Origin of the sequence: Microbacterium sp. zg.Y1084 (assembly GCF_024623595.1) — a bacterium.
GTDB lineage: Bacteria > Actinomycetota > Actinomycetes > Actinomycetales > Microbacteriaceae > Microbacterium > Microbacterium wangruii.
Genome location: NZ_JANJGV010000003.1, coordinates 706,115 through 723,208, shown reverse-complemented (window position 1 = coordinate 723,208; position 17,094 = coordinate 706,115). Strand labels below are relative to the sequence as shown.

16 protein-coding genes and 1 tRNA gene are annotated in these 17,094 nt (G+C 72.4%); 10 read left to right on the top strand and 7 right to left on the bottom strand.

Features of this window, described 5'->3' with window-relative positions; translation table 11 throughout:
* Window positions 1-12 precede the first annotated feature (12 nt).
* Genes NQ165_RS08080 through NQ165_RS08070 form a run of 3 tightly spaced genes read left to right on the top strand, consistent with a single transcriptional unit; the run spans window position 13 to window position 2,112 of the window.
* Window positions 13-1,284 (top strand): DUF445 domain-containing protein, encoded by a 1,272-nt coding sequence (locus NQ165_RS08080; RefSeq protein ID WP_257532371.1) that lies wholly within the window; start codon window positions 13-15, stop codon window positions 1,282-1,284.
* A 13-nt stretch (window positions 1,285-1,297) separates the two neighbouring features.
* Window positions 1,298-1,648 carry a gamma-glutamylcyclotransferase gene (locus NQ165_RS08075; protein WP_257525630.1) on the top strand — a complete coding sequence of 117 codons (351 nt, stop codon included), beginning with the start codon at window positions 1,298-1,300 and terminating at the stop codon, window positions 1,646-1,648.
* The gene (locus NQ165_RS08070) at window positions 1,645-2,112 is read left to right on the top strand and encodes a histidine phosphatase family protein (protein ID WP_257525631.1); all 468 of its coding nucleotides are present in this window, start codon (window positions 1,645-1,647) and stop codon (window positions 2,110-2,112) included. The genes NQ165_RS08075 and NQ165_RS08070 overlap by 4 nt, the downstream gene beginning before the upstream one ends.
* 202 nt (window positions 2,113-2,314) lie before the next feature.
* Here the strand turns inward: NQ165_RS08070 and NQ165_RS08065 are convergent, their stop codons facing one another.
* On the bottom strand, window positions 2,315-2,791 hold the full coding sequence (locus NQ165_RS08065) for a YbaK/EbsC family protein (RefSeq protein WP_257525632.1): 477 nt from the start codon (window positions 2,789-2,791) through the stop codon (window positions 2,315-2,317).
* 22 nt (window positions 2,792-2,813) lie between these two features.
* Here NQ165_RS08065 and NQ165_RS08060 point away from each other — a divergent pair, with 22 nt between their 5' ends.
* The 3 genes from NQ165_RS08060 (at window position 2,814) to NQ165_RS08050 (ending at window position 5,288) form a co-directional block, all read left to right on the top strand.
* Complete coding sequence (locus NQ165_RS08060; RefSeq protein WP_257525633.1) at window positions 2,814-3,257, top strand: pyridoxamine 5'-phosphate oxidase family protein; 444 nt, start codon at window positions 2,814-2,816, stop codon at window positions 3,255-3,257.
* A 112-nt stretch (window positions 3,258-3,369) separates the two neighbouring features.
* The gene (locus tag NQ165_RS08055; RefSeq protein WP_257525635.1) at window positions 3,370-4,443 is read left to right on the top strand and encodes a Glu/Leu/Phe/Val dehydrogenase family protein; all 1,074 of its coding nucleotides are present in this window, start codon (window positions 3,370-3,372) and stop codon (window positions 4,441-4,443) included.
* Window positions 4,444-4,547: 104 nt separating this feature from the next.
* On the top strand, window positions 4,548-5,288 hold the full coding sequence (locus NQ165_RS08050) for a VIT family protein (RefSeq protein ID WP_257525636.1): 741 nt from the start codon (window positions 4,548-4,550) through the stop codon (window positions 5,286-5,288).
* A 433-nt stretch (window positions 5,289-5,721) separates the two neighbouring features.
* Here the strand turns inward: NQ165_RS08050 and NQ165_RS08045 are convergent, their stop codons facing one another.
* The 5 genes from NQ165_RS08045 to galU all read right to left on the bottom strand — a co-directional run bounded on the left by NQ165_RS08045 (window position 5,722) and on the right by galU (window position 10,862).
* Complete coding sequence (locus NQ165_RS08045) at window positions 5,722-7,836, bottom strand: beta-galactosidase (RefSeq protein WP_257532369.1); 2,115 nt, start codon at window positions 7,834-7,836, stop codon at window positions 5,722-5,724.
* Window positions 7,837-7,978: 142 nt separating this feature from the next.
* Window positions 7,979-8,051 (bottom strand) — tRNA-Ala (locus tag NQ165_RS08040).
* 110 nt (window positions 8,052-8,161) lie between these two features.
* Window positions 8,162-9,244: a large exoprotein gene (locus NQ165_RS08035; RefSeq protein ID WP_257532367.1), complete on the bottom strand. Its 1,083-nt coding sequence runs from the start codon at window positions 9,242-9,244 to the stop codon at window positions 8,162-8,164.
* Between the two features lie 85 nt (window positions 9,245-9,329).
* Window positions 9,330-9,956: a GNAT family N-acetyltransferase gene (locus NQ165_RS08030; protein WP_257525641.1), complete on the bottom strand. Its 627-nt coding sequence runs from the start codon at window positions 9,954-9,956 to the stop codon at window positions 9,330-9,332.
* A 21-nt stretch (window positions 9,957-9,977) separates the two neighbouring features.
* Window positions 9,978-10,862, bottom strand: a complete 885-nt coding sequence (gene galU, locus NQ165_RS08025) for a UTP--glucose-1-phosphate uridylyltransferase GalU (protein WP_257525643.1) — start codon at window positions 10,860-10,862, stop codon at window positions 9,978-9,980.
* Window positions 10,863-10,928: 66 nt separating this feature from the next.
* On the opposite strand from galU, the gene NQ165_RS08020 reads away from it, so the two are divergent.
* Genes NQ165_RS08020 through mscL form a run of 3 tightly spaced genes read left to right on the top strand, consistent with a single transcriptional unit; the run spans window position 10,929 to window position 12,308 of the window.
* Window positions 10,929-11,525: a 5-formyltetrahydrofolate cyclo-ligase gene (locus NQ165_RS08020; protein ID WP_257525645.1), complete on the top strand. Its 597-nt coding sequence runs from the start codon at window positions 10,929-10,931 to the stop codon at window positions 11,523-11,525.
* A 22-nt stretch (window positions 11,526-11,547) separates the two neighbouring features.
* Window positions 11,548-11,856: an FmdB family zinc ribbon protein gene (locus NQ165_RS08015; protein WP_257525646.1), complete on the top strand. Its 309-nt coding sequence runs from the start codon at window positions 11,548-11,550 to the stop codon at window positions 11,854-11,856.
* A 32-nt stretch (window positions 11,857-11,888) separates the two neighbouring features.
* Entirely contained in the window at window positions 11,889-12,308 is a 420-nt protein-coding gene (gene mscL / locus NQ165_RS08010) for a large conductance mechanosensitive channel protein MscL (protein ID WP_257525836.1), read from the top strand.
* A gap of 219 nt (window positions 12,309-12,527) precedes the next feature.
* Here mscL and NQ165_RS08005 read toward each other — a convergent pair whose 3' ends face one another.
* A complete protein-coding gene (locus tag NQ165_RS08005; protein ID WP_374679329.1) occupies window positions 12,528-16,205 on the bottom strand; it encodes a DEAD/DEAH box helicase in 3,678 nt (1,225 codons plus the stop codon).
* 227 nt (window positions 16,206-16,432) lie between these two features.
* Between NQ165_RS08005 and NQ165_RS08000 the strand changes: the two genes are divergently transcribed.
* The gene (locus tag NQ165_RS08000; RefSeq protein WP_257525649.1) at window positions 16,433-17,077 is read left to right on the top strand and encodes a methylated-DNA--[protein]-cysteine S-methyltransferase; all 645 of its coding nucleotides are present in this window, start codon (window positions 16,433-16,435) and stop codon (window positions 17,075-17,077) included.
* Window positions 17,078-17,094: the final 17 nt, after the last annotated feature.

Sequence of the window (17,094 nt, the reverse complement as noted above, 5' to 3'; positions counted from 1 at the left end):
GAGGATGACGACATGTCCCGCACCCCCACCGCGCTGCTGAGCGTCGCCGACCAGGAGCGCCGTCGCGCGCTGCGGCTGATGAAGAGCGTCGCCCTCGGCGCGCTGGTGTTCATGGCGGTCGTCTTCGCGATCTCGTTCCCGCTGCAGGACGAGGTCCCGTGGCTGGCGTACGTGCGCGCCGCCGCCGAAGGCGGGATGGTGGGCGCCCTCGCCGACTGGTTCGCCGTCACCGCGCTCTTCCGGCATCCGCTGGGCATCCCGATCCCGCACACGGCGATCATCCCGCACCGCAAGGACGAGATCGGGCGCACCCTCGGGGAGTTCGTCGAGACCAACTTCCTCTCCGCCGACGTCGTGCGCACCAAGCTCGAGTCGATGAGCGTGTCGCAGCGTCTCGGCGAGTGGCTCGCCCAGCCCGCGCACGCCGAGCGCGTGGCGACGGAGGGCTCGGCCATGGCGGCGGGCGTGCTGCGGGCGCTCAGCGACAGCGACGTGCAGGACCTCATCGCCGACATCGCCCGCGAGCACCTGATCGAGCCGGATTGGGGTCCGTCGGTCGGCGGGTGGCTCGAGCGCATGGTGGATGCCGGCGCGCACCACGGCGCCGTCGACCTTGCCGCCGACTCCCTCGGCACCTGGCTCGCCACCAACCGCGACTCCTTCGACGGCCTCGTCTCGCGCCGGCTGCCGTCGTGGGTGCCGTCGCTCGCGCACCGTCTCATCGACGACACCCTCTACAAGGAGGCGGTGGCCTTCGTGCGCGCGGTGCAGGACGATCCTGAGCACCCGGCCCGGCACGCCATCGACCGCTATCTGGGGCGCCTCGCCGACAGCCTGCAGCACGACCCCGCCACCATCGGCCGCTTCGAGGACGCCAAGTCGGGCGTCTTCGAGTCGACGCGCGTGCGGGAGCTGGCCGCCGAGGCGTGGGACAGCACCAAGAACGGCCTGCTGCGCTCGCTCTCCGAACCCGACAGCGCGCTGCGCCGCCGTTTCGCCGAGGCCCTCGCCGATGCCGGCCTGCGCCTGTCGACGGATGCCGATCTTCAGAACCGCGTGGACGGGTGGGTCACCGGGGCCGCGGTGTTCCTCGTCGACCGCTACCGGCACGACATCGCGTCGATCATCACCGAGACGGTCGAGCGCTGGGATCCCGCCGAGACCACGGAGAAGATCGAACTGATGGTCGGCCGCGACCTGCAGTACATCCGGCTGAACGGCACCATCGTCGGGTCCCTCGCGGGTCTGGTGATCTACACCCTCGCGCACGCCCTGACCGGCTGACTACCCTGATCGCATGGGCGACCCCGGTGAGCTGCTGTTCAGCTATGGCACGCTCGACGTGCTCGACCTGCAACGCGACACCTTCGGCCGCGTGCTGCACGGTGAGCCGGACATGCTGCCGGGCTATGCGACCGAGGTGGCCGAGCGACTCGACCCCGAGATCGTGGAGCGGCTCGGTCCCATCCCGCAGCGGCTGCTGCGGATGACCGGCGACCCGCGCGACAAGGTGACCGGACAGGTGCTGCACCTGAGCGACCTCGAACTGGAGGCGGCCGACGAGCTCGTCTCCCCGCTGTTCCACCGCCTGGCGGTGACCCTCGCCAGCGGTCGGCTCGCGTGGGTGTACCTGGCGGCGCAGCCGTGATCCGCCTCGCGCTGGTGCGCCACGCCAAGAGCGACTGGGGTGACCCCGGCCTGCCCGATCACGATCGGCCGCTGAATCCCCGCGGTCTGCGCGACGCGCCCGTCATGGCGGCGCGGTTGGCCGACAGCGGTTTCGCCCCGGATCTGATCGTCGCCTCCACCGCGCTGCGCGCGCGCACCACGGCAGAGATCTTCGCCGATCGCTTCGGCCTCGCCCCGCTCCTGCGCGACGAGCTGTACGGCGCCGGGGCCGACGAGCTGCTGCGCACCGCGGCGACGCAGGGCGTGGCATCCGTCCTCCTCGTCGCCCACGACCCGGGCATGAGCGCGCTGGCCGGCCGCCTGGCGCCGGAGATCGCGCACATGCCCACCTGTGCCGTGGCGACCTTCACGTGGGATCAGGACGACTGGGACGTCGCCTCTGCGCTGGACCCCGACGCGTGGACCTTCGACTCACCTCGGTGAGCCCTGCGGGTGCCGCTCAGACCACCGCGGTACGCACCACCAGCTCCGGGAGGATGAGTCTCCCGCCGGGGGTCGCACCGGAGACGAGGTGGTCGAGCACGGCCTCCGCGACCAGCTCCGGCCGCGTGCCGGCCGCAGGCCTGGTCGGCGGCCGCGGCGATCGTGTGCCTGCAGATCGAAGCAGGGGCGTGAGGCCGGGCGGTCAGTCGACCCGCGCGACCCTGCCGCCGGTCAGAGCGACCAGCTGGTCGAAGGTGAGGGGGAAGACGGTGTGCGGGGTGCCGGCGGCCGCCCAGATCTCGGGATAGGTCGACAGCGCCTCGTCCACGACCGTGGGAAGCGGTGCCGGGTGGCCGGTGGGGGCGACGCCGCCGATCGCCTGGCCGGTGGCATCGCGCACCTGCTGCGCCGTCGCACGTTCGATGCTCTGCCGTCCCAGCCGTTCGGCGAGCGCGGTCGTGTCGACGCGGTGGGCGCCGCTGGTCATCACCAGCAGAGGTTCGCCGTCGGACCAGAACACGAGACTGTTCGCGATCGCGCCGACCTCGACTCCGAGTGCGGCGGCGGCCTGCGCGGCGGTGGCGGCGGAGTCGGGAAGCACGACGATCTCGCCGGGTATTCCCGCGGCGCGGAGCGCGTCGTGCACGAGCCTGCTGCGAGGAGGGAGGTGCGCTGTCACAGCCCTAGCCTAGAGTCGGCCCATGGCTGATCTGTTCGACGTCGACAATCCGGCCCACGCGATGGCGCGCACGCGTCTGGGCACCGATCTCATCGCCTGGCTGGTGACGACCTCCCGTGAGGGACGGCCGCATCCGGCCCCCGTGTGGTTCTTGTGGCATGACGGGGTGATCACGATCCTCAGCGAACCCGACACCCTCAAGGTGCGACACCTGGAGCGCGGGTCGCAGGCCGTGCTGCACCTCGACTCCGGCGGGGCGTTCGGCGATGACATCGTCGTGCTGCACGGCGACGTGCGCCTCGAGCCGAACGGCGCCTCGGCGTGGCTGCAGCAACACCGGGAGCCGTACGAGGAGAAGTATCGCGCGGCGATCGCGGCGTACGGCATGCCGCTGGACCAGTTCGGGCAGACCTTCACCACGCGGGTGGAGTTCACACCGACGCGGGTGGTCGCCTGGGGCAAGTGATCGCCGCCGCCCCTCGTCCCCCCGGGCGCGGTGGGGCACAATGGGGGGCGGGATGCCGCAACGCCGCGGTTCCCGGAGTGCAGCCCACGAGGCCCGCCGGAAGAGGAACGCCATGAGCACCACCCTGCCCCTGCCCGATGTCACCCACGAGCGGGTGGAGGTGATCACGGGGCGGCGCAGTGGCCTGTTCCTCGCGGTCGCCCTGCACTCGTCCGTTCTCGGCCCCGCCCTCGGCGGTGCCCGGCTGTGGACCTACCCGCACTGGAGCGACGCCCTCGGCGACGCGCTGCGGCTGTCCGCCGCGATGACGCTGAAGAACGCCGCAGCCGGCCTCGACGCCGGCGGGGGCAAGGCCGTGATCGGCCTGCGACCCGGCACCGTGCTCGCGCCCGACCAGCGGCGCGCGGCCTTCCTCGACCTCGGCGACGCGGTGGAGTCGCTCGACGGCGGCTACCGCACCGCCGAAGACGTCGGCTCGACGACCGCCGACATGCTCATCGTCTCGGAGCGCACCGAGCACGTCGTCGGACTGCCCGACGCCGTCGGCGGATCAGGCGAGCCGGCCGGCCCCACGAGTCTCGGCGTCTACGAGTCGCTGCGGGCCACGCTCGAGCGGGTCACCGGCTCCCCCGACGTCGCGGGCCGCCGCATCACCGTCTCGGGCCTCGGCCAGGTCGGCAGCCGACTGGCGGTGCGTCTGTCCGCCGAGGGCGCCCGCCTCACGGTCACCGACGTCAATCCTGCCAAGCGCCACCTCGCTGCCGAGCTGGGCGCTGCCTGGGTCGAGCCCGGCACCGAGCACCGCGTCCCTGCCGACGTCTTCGTGCCTGCCGGCATCGGCGGTCTGCTCACCGACGACGTCATCGACGCGCTCGACGCCGCGGCCGTCTGCGGCCCCGCCAACAACCCGCTCGCCGCGCACGAGGGTGCTGAGCGGCTCGCCGCGCGCGGCATCCTGTACACCCCGGACTTCGTCGTGAACGCGGGCGGCGTCATCTACCTCGACATGGCGGCGAAGCACACCGGCAGCCGGGCGGAGATCTTCGAGCGGGTCTCGCAGATCGGCGACACGCTGCGGCACATCTTCGAGGATGCCGACGCCCGCGGCGTCACGCCGCTGGCCGCCGCCGAGGATCTCGCCGCCCAGCGCCTGGCCGCGGGTCGGCGCGAGGCCGCACTGACCTGAAGGCGCAGGGGTCGCTCCTCGGCGTCGTCGGTCGGCACGAGCCGGCACTGAGCTGAGGACGCGGGGTCTTCCTCGGCGTCGCCGCTCGTGCCAGGGTGTGCCCCATGAGCTCATCGGATCCGAGCGGCGGCGGCGCTCAGAGCGGCGGCGCTCAGAGCGGCGGCAGCGCTCTCGCCTCGCGGCTGAACCGGCTGCGTGCGGGCGTGCTCGGGGCGAACGACGGCATCGTGTCGGTCGCGGCCGTCGTCGTCGGCGTCGCCGGTGCGAACGCCCAGTCGTCGCACGTCATCACCGCGGGCGCGGCGGCCCTCATCGGCGGGGCCATCTCGATGGCCGTCGGCGAGTACGTCTCGGTGAGCAGTCAGAGCGACACCGAGCGGGCGCTGATCGAACGCGAGAAGCGGGAGCTGCGCGATACCCCCGACGACGAGCTGGACCAGCTCACCGCCGTCTACCGCGACCGTGGCCTGTCGGAGCCGACGGCCAGGCAGGTCGCCCGCGAGCTCACCGAGCACGATGCCCTCGGCTCACATCTCGAGGCGGAGTTCGCGATCAGCCGCGAGGGGGTCGTGAGCCCGTGGGCGGCGGCGTTCACCTCGGGCATCGCGTTCGTGGTGGGGTCGATCCTGCCGATGGCGGCGATCCTGCTGCCGCCGGCCGCGTGGCGGGTGCCGGTGACCTTCGTCACCGTGCTGATCGCCCTGGCGATCACCGGTGCCGTCGCCGCCCGCATCAGTGGGGCGCCGGCGCTGCGGGCGATGACCCGCACGGTGCTGGGCGGTGCGCTGGCGCTCGGCGCCACGTGGGCGGTAGGCCTGCTGTTGGACACCACCGGCGTCGTCTAGCGCCGATCACGGGCACCGCTGCGCGTGCCGCGGGCCAGCGCCGACCCGCTCCGCGCCGCGTGCACAACGTCGCGGTTCCGCGTCGCCACCCCCGGCTCCGGGCCGATATCCGTTCACACGCACGCGGTTCCGCGACGTTGCGCACGCCTGCCCCGCGGAGCCGCGCGGTCCGGCCGTGTCGCCGCGCGGCCGTGCGCCACCCGCCACCCGCCACCCGCCACCCGCCACCCGCCACCCAGCCGGAGTCGCAGTCCCCACCGCACCGGCACCGTTCGAGTGCGTGCACAACGTCGCCGATGTCTCCCGGAACCACCGGTTGAGGGCGCGATACCGTCGGGAACTCACGAATCCGCGACGTTGTGCGCGCCGGCCGCGCAGCAGACGCAGCGCGTCCGCACGCGCGCGGCGGCGGCGCCCGGATCGGCAGCGCGCGTCAGCGCGGCAGCAGCACCGTCGCGGGCGTCTCGAGCCGAGCCGCGCGCACCTCGGTGCGCGTCGGCACGCGCCCGTGCCCGATGAGCACGTGGGCCTCGGGGTGCGGGGGCAGGATCTCCACCGCGATGCGCTGCGCGCCGCGCCGCTCGTGCGGGCCGATCCGCCACGGCTCGCCACGGTAGATCGCATCGGACAGCAGGCGCTCGCCCACCCAGGCACGCGCGACGTCGCCCTCCCACTCGATGACCAGCGTGCCGTCGGGGTCGTCGGGGAGGTCCAGGGCCACCTGCGCGGCACCGCTCCAGTCGGTCGGGATCGAGGCGCGCCCGTTCGGGGCCGCGTGCCGCTCGGGCGGCGTACCGGCCGCGCGCACCGTCGTGACGGTCGCCTCGCTCACGGCGGGGGCGCCCTCGCCGGCCTTCTCCCACCCGGTCGCGCCGAGGCGCAGCACGTCGCCGGCGGCGAACAGTTCGACCCGGTCGTCGGCCACGACACCGTCGGCGAGCACGGGCACGCCGCCGCTCAGCCCGAAACGCAATCCGTCGGCCTCCGAAAGCACCAGCACGCGGGCGCCGATGCCGCCGTCGCGCACGAGTTCGAAGAGCGCGCCGGGTCCGTCGAACGCCACCTCGCGCGTGTCGGCGTCCGTCTGCCAGCGCACCGGGATGCCGGCCGTCTCGCTCAGGACGAGCAGCGGCGCGTCCCGCCAGATCACCTCGGTGAGCGGCTGTCCGGTCGCCCAGTCGAGCACGACGCCGCCGACGCGCACGCCGAACGGCCACAGGAAGGCGCTGTCCGACGGGATGTGCACGGGCGGGAAGGTCACGTCGCCGGCATCCGTCGTCACGGTGAACGCGACGTCGTCGTGCGCGGGCAGGGTGACCCCCGGCTGGTGGTTGATGACGAACACGAAGCCTGCGGTCCCGTCGGAGCGCACCGACCAGCGCAGGCCCGCGGTGTCGGGCACGGCGGGCGCGTCGTCGGGGAAGCTCGCGGGCATGTCGGCCAGTTGCGCACCCCACCGGTGCAGCAGCAGGTGCTGGCGGCGCAGGCGGCGCCAGCTCTCGCGTGGCATCCCGTCGACGGTCAGCGGGGCGCCGAAGTCGTACGAGATGTCGGTGAAGTCGTTCGGCTCGCCGGTGGCGTGGGCCTCCTGCAGCCCGGCGCGCGGGTTGCGGCCGTCGGAGAACATGTAATAGCCCTGCCAGACGCTGCCCGAGGCGAGCTTGGCGAGGGTGAGCGCGTCGATGTCGTCGGCGGTCACGATCGGGCGCCGGTGATAGGCGGCCACCATGCCCGCGCCGATCTCGCACGTCGCGAACGGCAGGTCGTAGTCGCGCGCCTCGCCGGGCTCGCCGGTGCGGTGGTCGGCGCCGATGCCGTCGTCGTCGCGGCGTGCCGATGGGTAGAAATTGCTCTCGCTGCGCAGGTCCCGCACATCGGAGGCTTCGATCCAGAACGAGTCGGAATAGCCGCCGAACACCGGCAGCACGTCGTCGGGCAGGTCGGCGGCGCCCCAGCCCGTGGCGACCCAGAGCGGCGCGGCGAACCCGACCCGCTCGGCGATGGTGCGGAGGGTACTCAGGTGCTGCGGCTGGTCGTACAGCTCGTTGTCGACCTGCACGGCGAACAGGGGGATGCCGCGCACCTGCTCCTCGATGAGGGTGTACCACCGCTCAACCTCGGCGAGGTAGGCCGGGTCGTCGGTGCGCACCGCCATGCCGGACTCGGCGATCCAGTCGGGCAGGCCGCCGTGGCGGGTCTCGGCGTGGGCGTAGGGGCCGATGCGCAGCACGATCTCGAGGCCGTGGCTGCGCGCGGCGCGGAGGAACGCGCCGAGGTCGAGGCCGTCGTCGAACGACACCTCGCCGCGGGTGGGCTCGTGGTGGTTCCACAGCACGTACGAGGCGACGTGGGTGATGCCTGCGGCGCGCACGCGGCGCAGCGTGTCGTCCCACTGCGCGCGGGGCAGGCGGGAGAAGTGCACCTCGCCGGTCAGCGGGAAGACCGGCTCGCCGTCGACCGCGACCCAGCGACGGGTGACGGTGACGTTGCCGGAGCCGAGATCGGTGATCTCAGCGGGAGCGGGGGCGCAGACGCGGATGTGAGTCATGTCGGGTACGACGACCTTTCTGGAGCATCTTCCAGTGTCCCCGGCCTCGTGCCCTCCACCAAAACGCCGCGCCCGACCGCTTGCGCATGCCGCGGCGGAAAGCGGAAGCCCCGAGATCGCGGTGATCTCGGGGCTTCTTCGGTGGACCTGAGGGGATTCGAACCCCTGACCTCTTCATTGCGAACGAAGCGCGCTACCAACTGCGCCACAGGCCCATGAACCTCAGCAACACTATCACGATCACGAGACCGGTCCGGAACCGCGAACGGCCTGAGCGACAGCGTTCCCGCCGTCCGGCAGAGTCGCGACGATGAGCAGTCGGGCGTTACTGCCCCGACGCGCGACGGGTCAGCAGGTCGCGCACGTGGGCTTCGATCTCGGCGTCGTCTGCAGCCCGACCGGCGAACGGCGCCTGCGTCGTGCGTGCCGCACGTGCCGCGGTGATCGAGGGCGGGGCGGCGCGTTCGGCGCGCTCGCGCATGGCCTCCTCCAGCGCCGCCTGGCGCAGTGCGTCCTGGGCCGCTGCCGCGTCCAGGGCCGCGGCGGCACGTGAGCCGGCGGATGCCGTGAGCGGGCGCGGCAGCTCACGCGGCATCCAGGCGCGCTCGTCCGCGAGTGACACGTCCTGCAGCGAAGTGGCGACGGCGGCGAGGGACGACTCGGACGCGACGACGGTCCGCACGCCTGCCCGCATGCCGGCGCGGGCGCCGACCCGCGCCATGCGCACGAGCAGCAGCGCGCAGGCAACGGTGGTCGTGGCACCGATGGCGAGCAGCGTGGTCGTTCCGGTGACGGCGAGCACCAGCCCACCCCACCCGGCCATGACGATGCCGGCGAGGGCGAGGACGCTCGTGACGAGACGGGCGCGGCGACGCGCGCGGGCGCGACGGGCGGCGGGCAGCGCACGGGCGGCGGCCGCTTCGGCGCGGGCACGTTCCTGGGCTGCTGCGGCGTGGGCGCGGGCGCGCTCCCTCGCGACGACGGCCTCGGCACGGGCGTACTCTGCGTCGGCGCGGGCTCGCTCCTTGGCGGCCTCGGCTTCGGCGCGGGCGACCTCCGCCTCGACGCGGGCGCGCTCCTTGGCGGCCTCCACCTCGGCGCGGGATCGTTCCTTGGCCACGACCAGCTCGGCGCGGGCGGTCTGCAGCGACGCCTGCTCCCGTTCGGCGAGGGCCTGGCGGGCCAGCCGCTGCTGCGCCAGGGCGGTGCGCGCGTTGAGTTCCAGCCGCATCTCCTCCGGCGCCTCGCTGGTCTCGGCGAGCACGCGCAGTGCGCGGTTCATCCGCAGTGCGTTGCGCTCCGCGGCCTCGTACTGGTAGCGGCTGTACCAGGACGGCAGCAGGTAGATCAGCCAGAGCGCGACGGCGACGGCGACGATCACGCCTCCACCCAATACCTGCCCACCCATGCCGACCACGGTATGCGATCAGGGCCGTCCGCACGCGCTCTTCTGCGCGTGTCGCAGTCTGACCTTCGACCAGAAGGTGAAAGTTTCAGGCGGGAAGGCGGTCGGACGGCGGAATCGCCGCGGCATCCTGCGGGGCTGCGCCGTTCACCCAGCGCCGCAGCACACCCTCCGGCACCTCTTCGCGCACCAGCGCGAACGCGTAGTGGTCGCGCCAGTCCCCGTCGATGTGGATGAACCGTCGGCGCAGACCTTCGTACCGAAATCCGAGCTTCTCCACGACCCGCAGGCTCGCCCGGTTCTCCGGGCGGATGCAGATCTCCATGCGGTGGAGCCCGAGTTCGCCGAAGCTCAGGTCCGTCGCCAGGGCGACCGACGTCGGCGTGATGTCCCGGCCGGCGAACCGCCGGCTGACCCAGTACCCGATGGTCGCCGACGAGAGCGACCCGCGCGCGATCCCCCACACGTTCAGCTGGCCGGCGATCTCGCCCTCGTACTCCATGACAAGCGGCACGCCTGCGCCGTCGCGGTACTGCTGCAGCAGGCGGCGCACGCCCAGGCGCATGTCGAACGAGGTCGGGCCGTCGGGGCTGGTCGCCTCCCAGGGCCGCAGCCACTCACGGTTGCTCAGCAGCTCCTGCTGCAGCACGCGCGCATCGCGCGAGCGCACCAACCTGATGGAGATGGGCCCGTGTTCGCGGGGCGACAGTTCCACGCAACCCCCTCGGTGCCGGCGTCAGAGTTTCGCCGCGAAGTCCTTCAGCCAGGGACGCAGCTCCGGCCCCAGATCATCGCGGTCGGTGGCCAGCTGCACGATGGCCTTGATGTAGTCCACCCTATCGCCGGTGTCGTAGCGACGACCCCGGAACACCACGCCGCGCACGCCGGGACCGTCGGGGTCGGCGGCGAGCTCCTGCAGCGCGTCGGTGAGCTGGATCTCGCCTCCCTTGCCGGGCTCGGTGCGCTCCAGGATCTCGAACACGCTCGGCGCCAGGACGTACCGGCCGATGACGGCGTAGTTCGAGGGCGCGTCGGCGGCGTCGGGCTTCTCGACGAGTCCCGTCACGCGCACGACGTCGTCATCGTCGGTGGGCTCCACCGCGGCCACACCGTACAGGTGCACCTGCGAGGGCTCCACCTCCATGAGGGCGACGATGGCGGCGCCGGTGCGCTCGTGCTCCTCCATCATGCGCGTCAGCAGCGGGTCCCGCTCGTCGATGAGGTCGTCGCCCAGCAGCACCGCGAACGGGTGGTCGCCGACGTGGCTGCGGGCGCGCAGCACCGCGTGACCCAGTCCCTTGGGGTCACCCTGGCGCACCATGTGGATGTCGGCCAGATCGGTGGACTGCTCCACCTTCTTCAGCTTCTCCATGTCGCCCTTGGCGCGCAGACGCTCTTCGAGCTCCGGCATCTGGTCGAAGTGGTTGGCGATGTTGTTCTTGTTGCGGCCGATGATGATCAGCACATCCTGGATGCCGGCGTGGGTCGCCTCTTCGACGACGTATTGGATCGCGGGCTTGTCGACGACGGGCAGCATTTCCTTCGGCATCGCCTTGGTGGCGGGGAGGAAACGGGTGCCGAGTCCGGCAGCAGGAATGACAGCTTTGAAGGGCTGGGGCATGCCGACAGTGTAGTGGGGAGGCGGAATGCGCCAGGGATGACGTTGCGGACGCCTACAATCGACTTCATGTCAGATGGCATCGACGACGCCAAACGGGCCCTGCGCGCAGAGTTGCGCGAGCGCCGCCAGCAGTTGAGCGACCAGGCGCGCCAGGAAGCCGAAGAAGGCATCCGCGTGCAGCTCGACGCCCTCGTGGACGCCACCGGCGCGCGCTCCATGTCCTGCTTCCTCTCCACCCCCACCGAGCCGGGAACGCGGTCGTTCCTCAACGCGGCCATCGCCCGCGGCATCCGGGTGCTCTTGCCGGTCACCCGCACCGACGGCCTGCTCGACTGGTCGGTGGCCACCCCCGACGGCGACGTCACCGACGGCCTGTTCGGCCTGCCCGAACCCGTCGGCGAGCTGCTCGGCCCGATCGCGGTGGGCGACGTCGACCTGCTCGTGATCCCCGCCGCCGCCGTGGACCGGTCGGGCATGCGGCTGGGATGGGGCCGAGGCTATTTCGACAAGACGCTCGGCTCGATGGAGCGCTGCCCGCCGGTCTACGCGGTCGTCTTCGACGCGGAGTTCATCGACGAAGTCCCGCGCGATGTGCACGACCAGCCGGTGACCGGCGTCGTGACCCCCACCCAGACGATCGTCCTGTCGCCCGCGCGGCGCTGATCCCCCACACCCGAGGAACACCATGCCTACCTACGCCTATGCCTGCAAGCAGTGCAGCCACCGCTTCGACGCCGTCCAGTCCTTCGCAGAGCCGTCGCTGACCGAGTGCCCCGAGTGCGGCGGCGTGCTGCGCAAGGAGTACGGACAGATCGGCGTCACCTTCAACGGATCCGGCTTCTACCGCACCGATTCGCGTGCCGGCGCCGCCGGCGGCGGCACGAGCGGTGGCAAGAAAGATGCCGCCGCCAGCTCCTCGTCTACCGCGACGACCTCTTCTTCGTCATCATCGTCTGCAGGGGCATCCGCCTCCCCCGCCGCGGCGGGTTCGTGACCGGCACTGCCGGCGAGACGAAGGGAGTCCTCGTGATCCAGGGCTTCAAAGATTTCATCCTGCGCGGCAACGTCATCGATCTGGCCGTCGCGGTCGTGATCGGCGGCGCGTTCACCGCTCTGGTGAACGCAGTCGTCAGCAGCATCATCACGCCGATCGTCGCTCTGTTCTACCAGGAGAACGAGGCCGGCATCGCCGGCCCAACTGTCTACGGCCTCTACGGCCAAGCGGTGACGTTCCCCATCGGCGACCTCATCAGCGCGGTCATCAGCTTCTTCGCCGTCGCGCTGGTCGTCTACTTCGTGTTCGTCGTGCCGATGAACCGCTGGAAGGAGCGCCAGGCGCGCAAGGCCGGCATCAGCGAGCAGGAAGAGGAGAAGCTGCCCACCGAGCAGGAGATCCTGGTGCAGATCCGCGACCTGCTCGAGAAGAACAGCGCGAACCGGCCATAGTCGAGGGCGGCACGAAGAAACAGCCTCTCAACTCACCAGTGCGGCGGGACGTCGCGCTTGAGGCGTTCGTCGTTCGGCCCGGGTGCCGCAGCCCCGCCAGGTGCGGGAGGCGCGGCATCCGGGTCGTCGGCGTCTGCGGGCACCGGCTCGGGACTGGTCCCGGGCGCCGGCGTCAGCTTCGCGCGCCGCGCCCCGGGGACCCGCTCGACGCGCTGACGGTCATTCGAAGGCATCGAAGGGCTGGGTCGGGGTGTCGGCGGTCGGCGTATGGGGCTGCACGCCGAGGATGCCGGCGATGCGCGCCGCGACCCCGGCGGGGTCGCTGTAGAGGTCGAACGCGTGCACGCGCACGTAATGCCACCCCAGGCGGCGCAGGATGAGCGGCCGGAGCCGCAGCGACTCGCGCAGCGACTCGCCCATCGCCTCGGGGTCGCTCTCCGCGACCACGGCCTTGCCACGGTACTGGGCGACCAGCGGCAGCAGGCCACGGTAGTCCACGTCGACGGACACGCCGAGGCTGCGCAGCTCGCGCGCCAGCGCGAGGGTCAGCGGGTCGGCGAGGTCCTCCAGCCGCGCGTCGCGGGAGCGGGCGGCGATGCCGCCGAGGATCGACATGAGCGTCGCGGCCCCGTACTCCAGGCGTCCGTCGTCGAACGCGGAGGGGCGGATCGACGACACGATCACCATGGAGCGGCGGGCGCGGGTCATGCCCACCGTCAGCAGCCGCTCGCCGTCGGGAGTGGACAGGTCGCCGAAGTCGCTGAGCACGCGTCCATGGCGGGTGAGACCGAACCCGAGGGAGAAGATGACACGGTCGCGGCTCTCCGCGACCGACTCCTCGAGCGTCAGCACGGCGAAGGGTTCGGCGGTGTCGCGGGAGAGGAAGTCGGCGACGTCGGAGCGGCCCGCGAACGCGGCCTCCACGGCGGCGCGCACGCGCTCGGCGTGGCGGGTGCTGGCGGTGACGACCATCAGCGATTCGCTGCCGCGGTTGACGGCGTGCTCGACGACGAGTGTGACCACGCGGGCCACCTCCGCGTCGGGGCTCTCGACCGCGCCGGTGATCGGGTCGGGCGCGCCGACGCCGCCTTCGACGTAGTCCACGCCCAGGCTGCCGCGGCCGAGGTAGGAGCCGGCCCACGGCAGGGAGATGATCTCGCCGCCGTAGAACGCGTCGTTGACGAGCTCGGCGAGGTCCTCGCCGCCGGCGCGGTAGCTGCGGGTCAGCGTCTCGACCGGCAGCAGGTCGGCCAGGCGCTCGAACAGGCTCGGCTCGTCGGTGTCGACCGGCGCCTCATCGTCGGGCACGGTGCCGGGCAGGGCCGCCGACACGCGGAACGGGGTGGGCTTCTGGGTGACCGGGTCGCCCAGTACGACGACCTGGCGGGCGCGTCGCAGCGCGGGGGCGGCCTCGGCGAGGCTGAGAGCGGCGGCATCCGCCACGATCACGACGTCGAATTCGGGACGGTCGGGGATCTGCGGCACCTCGTACGGCGAGGCCAGCCACACCGGGGCGAGCGCGCGCATCAGTGTGGGCGCATAACCGACGAGTTCTTCGGCGGATGCCGAGCCCTCGCGCAGCGCCTGCTTGAGGGAGGTGGCCTCGACAGGCTCGTCGACGATCGCGATCTTCCAGCGGGTGGCGAGCTGAGCCGCCAGCAGGGGGCCGGACGCGGCGGCATGGGCCTCGTCGACCAGACGGAAATCGCGCTCGAGACGGTCGACGACGTTGGTGTTGGCTCCCAGCAGGGCACGGTCGGTGCGCAGCAGGTACTCCAGCGCCGACTGCCACCAGGCGAACTCGAGCTCGGCGCCCACCTCCGCCTCGGGGACGTGCCGCACCGACAGCTCGGCCAGCAGCGGCTCCAGCCCGAGTTCGGCCAGCTGGGTGCGCAGGGTGGCGCGCTCGACCAGGTTGTCGAAGACGTCCGACTTGGCGGCGAGACCCGCCAGCGTGCGCAGCAGCTGCGGGATGGGCAGGTGGGTGAGCGAGGCGGTCGCGCTGCGGCCGAGCACCGCGTCGAGCGCGGTGAGGTCGGCATCCACGCGCTGCCAGGCGGCGTGCACGTCGGCGAGGCCCAGAGGCACCTCCGGCAGCACGCCCGGCTCCACGTAGCGCTGCCACTCCGCGCGCTGCTGCTGCACGCGCACGAGACCCGCGTGCATGTCGGTGACGTGCATGCCGGGGCGCACGTACTCGCGCGAGAGGCCCTTCAGCCGTCGGCGCTGCGGCCCGCTCATCTCGGGGGCGTCGCGGCGCGGCCCGTGTGCCTGGATGAGCTCGGCGAGCGGCCGTTCGAACACGGTGAGACTGAAGCGGTCGAGGGAGTCCCGGATGCCCTGCAGCAGCCGCAGGTAGCCGCCGAGCTCCGCAACCGTCTGGAACGGACGCATGCGCGTCTGGCCGATGAGCTCGTAGCCGCGCTCGAGCAGCTGCGGCACATCGGTGCGCTGGAGCCGCGAGCTGAGCGCGTGGGCCTTGCGCGCCTCGTCGGTCGTGGCGAAGCTCACGCCGTACCAGGGCGAGTCGTCGGGCCCGAAGCGGAACTCCCCCAGCCGTGCGGCGGTCGAGAGCATGACGGCCGCCTCGGCGCGGCGGGTCGACAGGCGCACGAGCGTCGTGAGATCCAGTCGTGCGCTCGTGGACGGCTGCGGGGTGCGTGCGGCGAGCGTGGTGAGCGTGCGCAGGGCTTCCAGCGGCGAGACGCCGATGGTGGGATGCCGCGTGGTGAGTGCTCCGCGGTAGTCGCGCAGCACGCTGCGCAGCCGCACCAGTGCGTCGTCGATGTCGGCGACCTTGGGCTGCTCCGCCTTCTCGTTGCGAGCGATCGCGCGGACGAGGTCGCGGTGCAGTTGACGCGGCGAGACCGCGAGTCCGGGCAGGCCGATCCCCGCGAGGCGGTGGCGCACGCCCTCGAGCGTGGAGCGACGCGCGCTCACGACGAGCACGCGCTTGCCTTCCTGCACGAGGGCGCCGACGGCGTTGATCACGGTCTGGGTGCCGCCGGTGCCGGGCAGGGTGTGCACGACGAGCGACTGGCCGGCGGCGATGCGGGCGAGCACGCCCTCCTGCTCGGCGTCGGCGTCCAGCAGCAGGGTGTCGGCCGCCGGCGAGCGCTCGTCGGCGCCGAGGGTCTTGGGCAGAGGCCGCACCGCCGAGACCTGCTCGCGGTCGGCGGCGTGACCGGCGAGCGCGTTCAGCACCGGGTGGTCGAGGTGGATGAGGTCGGCTTCCATGGCCGAGCCGACGTCGGCGAACGTCGACACGACCAGACGCGGCTGCACCGTGAAGGTGGGGATGCGCGCGGTCAGCGCGCGCAGGTGGTCGATGACCGGCTGCGGCTTGAACACGCCGCCGTCGTGGGCCAGCGCAGCCAGCGCCCGCCCGTCGAGCTCGATGCCGAAGTGGGCGCGGGCCGCGCGCACCAGCTCGGGGTTGATCGTGAACGATCCGTGCAGCTTCAGTTCGAAGTCGGAGTGGTGGCGGCGGATCGCCAGCGGTCGCAGCAGCACAGGCGCCGAGCAGGCCAGCCCGCCCAGTCGCCAGGTCGCGAGGCCCACCGCCAGGTTCACCGTGTCGAGGCCGCGCGCGGTGCGCAGCTCCACGTCGCGGGAGGTGATGCGCTCGGCGGCCAGACGCGCACCGCGCAGCGCGACTTCGTCGCGGAAGAGGTTGGACAGCAGCGTGGAGCGGCCGGTGATGAACTGCGGCAGGCTGCCGGGATGCGCCTTGGTGATCTCGATTCCGGCGTCGCCCGCGTCGACGTAGTGCAGCAGGCTCGATCGTCCGCCGAGTTCCGCCGCTTCGCGGCGCAGGCGGGCACGCTCACCTTCTGCGACGTGCGTCACGGCGACTCCGGGCTCCGCCACCCCCAGCTCGCCGGGCGCGACCGACACGGCACGATCCGCTGCCGCGGCATCGACCGTCGCATTGCCCTCTCCTCGCCACACACGAGCCAGACTAAGCGGCTGCCACCCGTCAGCCCGCACGCGGGCCCGAGTTTCGCGGTATTGCCCGCCATGGCGCGCCCATCGCCTCCTCCACAGGCTCGGACTCGACCGTGTCCCTCCACTGATCTCCTCTCCTGCTCCCGTGGACGCAGCGGGACGACCAGGATGGGCGCATGACCCCGACCGCGTACTCGGTGCACCCGACACCGATCGGCGAGGCCCTCGTCGTGGTGAGCGATGAGGGCCTCGTCGCCCTCCACATCCTCGATACCCCCGCCGGCGATCACCTCGCCGCGCTCACCATCGAGCTCGGCGCCGTGCCCGAGCACGATCCGGCCGCCACCGCCGCGGTGACGGCGGCGCTCGAGGGGTACTTCGCCGGCATCCGCCGCTCCTTCGACCTCGCCATCGACTGGCGCCTGGTGCACGGCTTCACCCGCACCACACTGCAGACGGTTTGCGAAATCCCCTACGGCGAGACCACCTCCTATGGGGACGTGGCGGTTGCAGCGGGCCACCCCCGCGCACATCGCGCGGTGGGCAGCGCATGCGCACGCACGCCGATCTCCATCGTGATCCCCGCGCACCGTGTCGTGCGGGCGGACGGATCGATCGGTGAGTACGGCGGGCATCCTCACGCCAAGCGGCTTCTGCTCGACCTCGAGGCCCGCGCCGTCGCCGGCGACGCGGCGGAGGGTGCCGTCGCGGGCGACGCGGCGGAGGGTGCCGTCGCGGGCGACGCGGGCGAGCGTGCCGCAGCCGACGCCGCCCCGAGCGCAGCCGCAGGCGACGGTCCCCGCAAGGCTGCGGGCGTGTAGGCCGCCCGCACGATGAG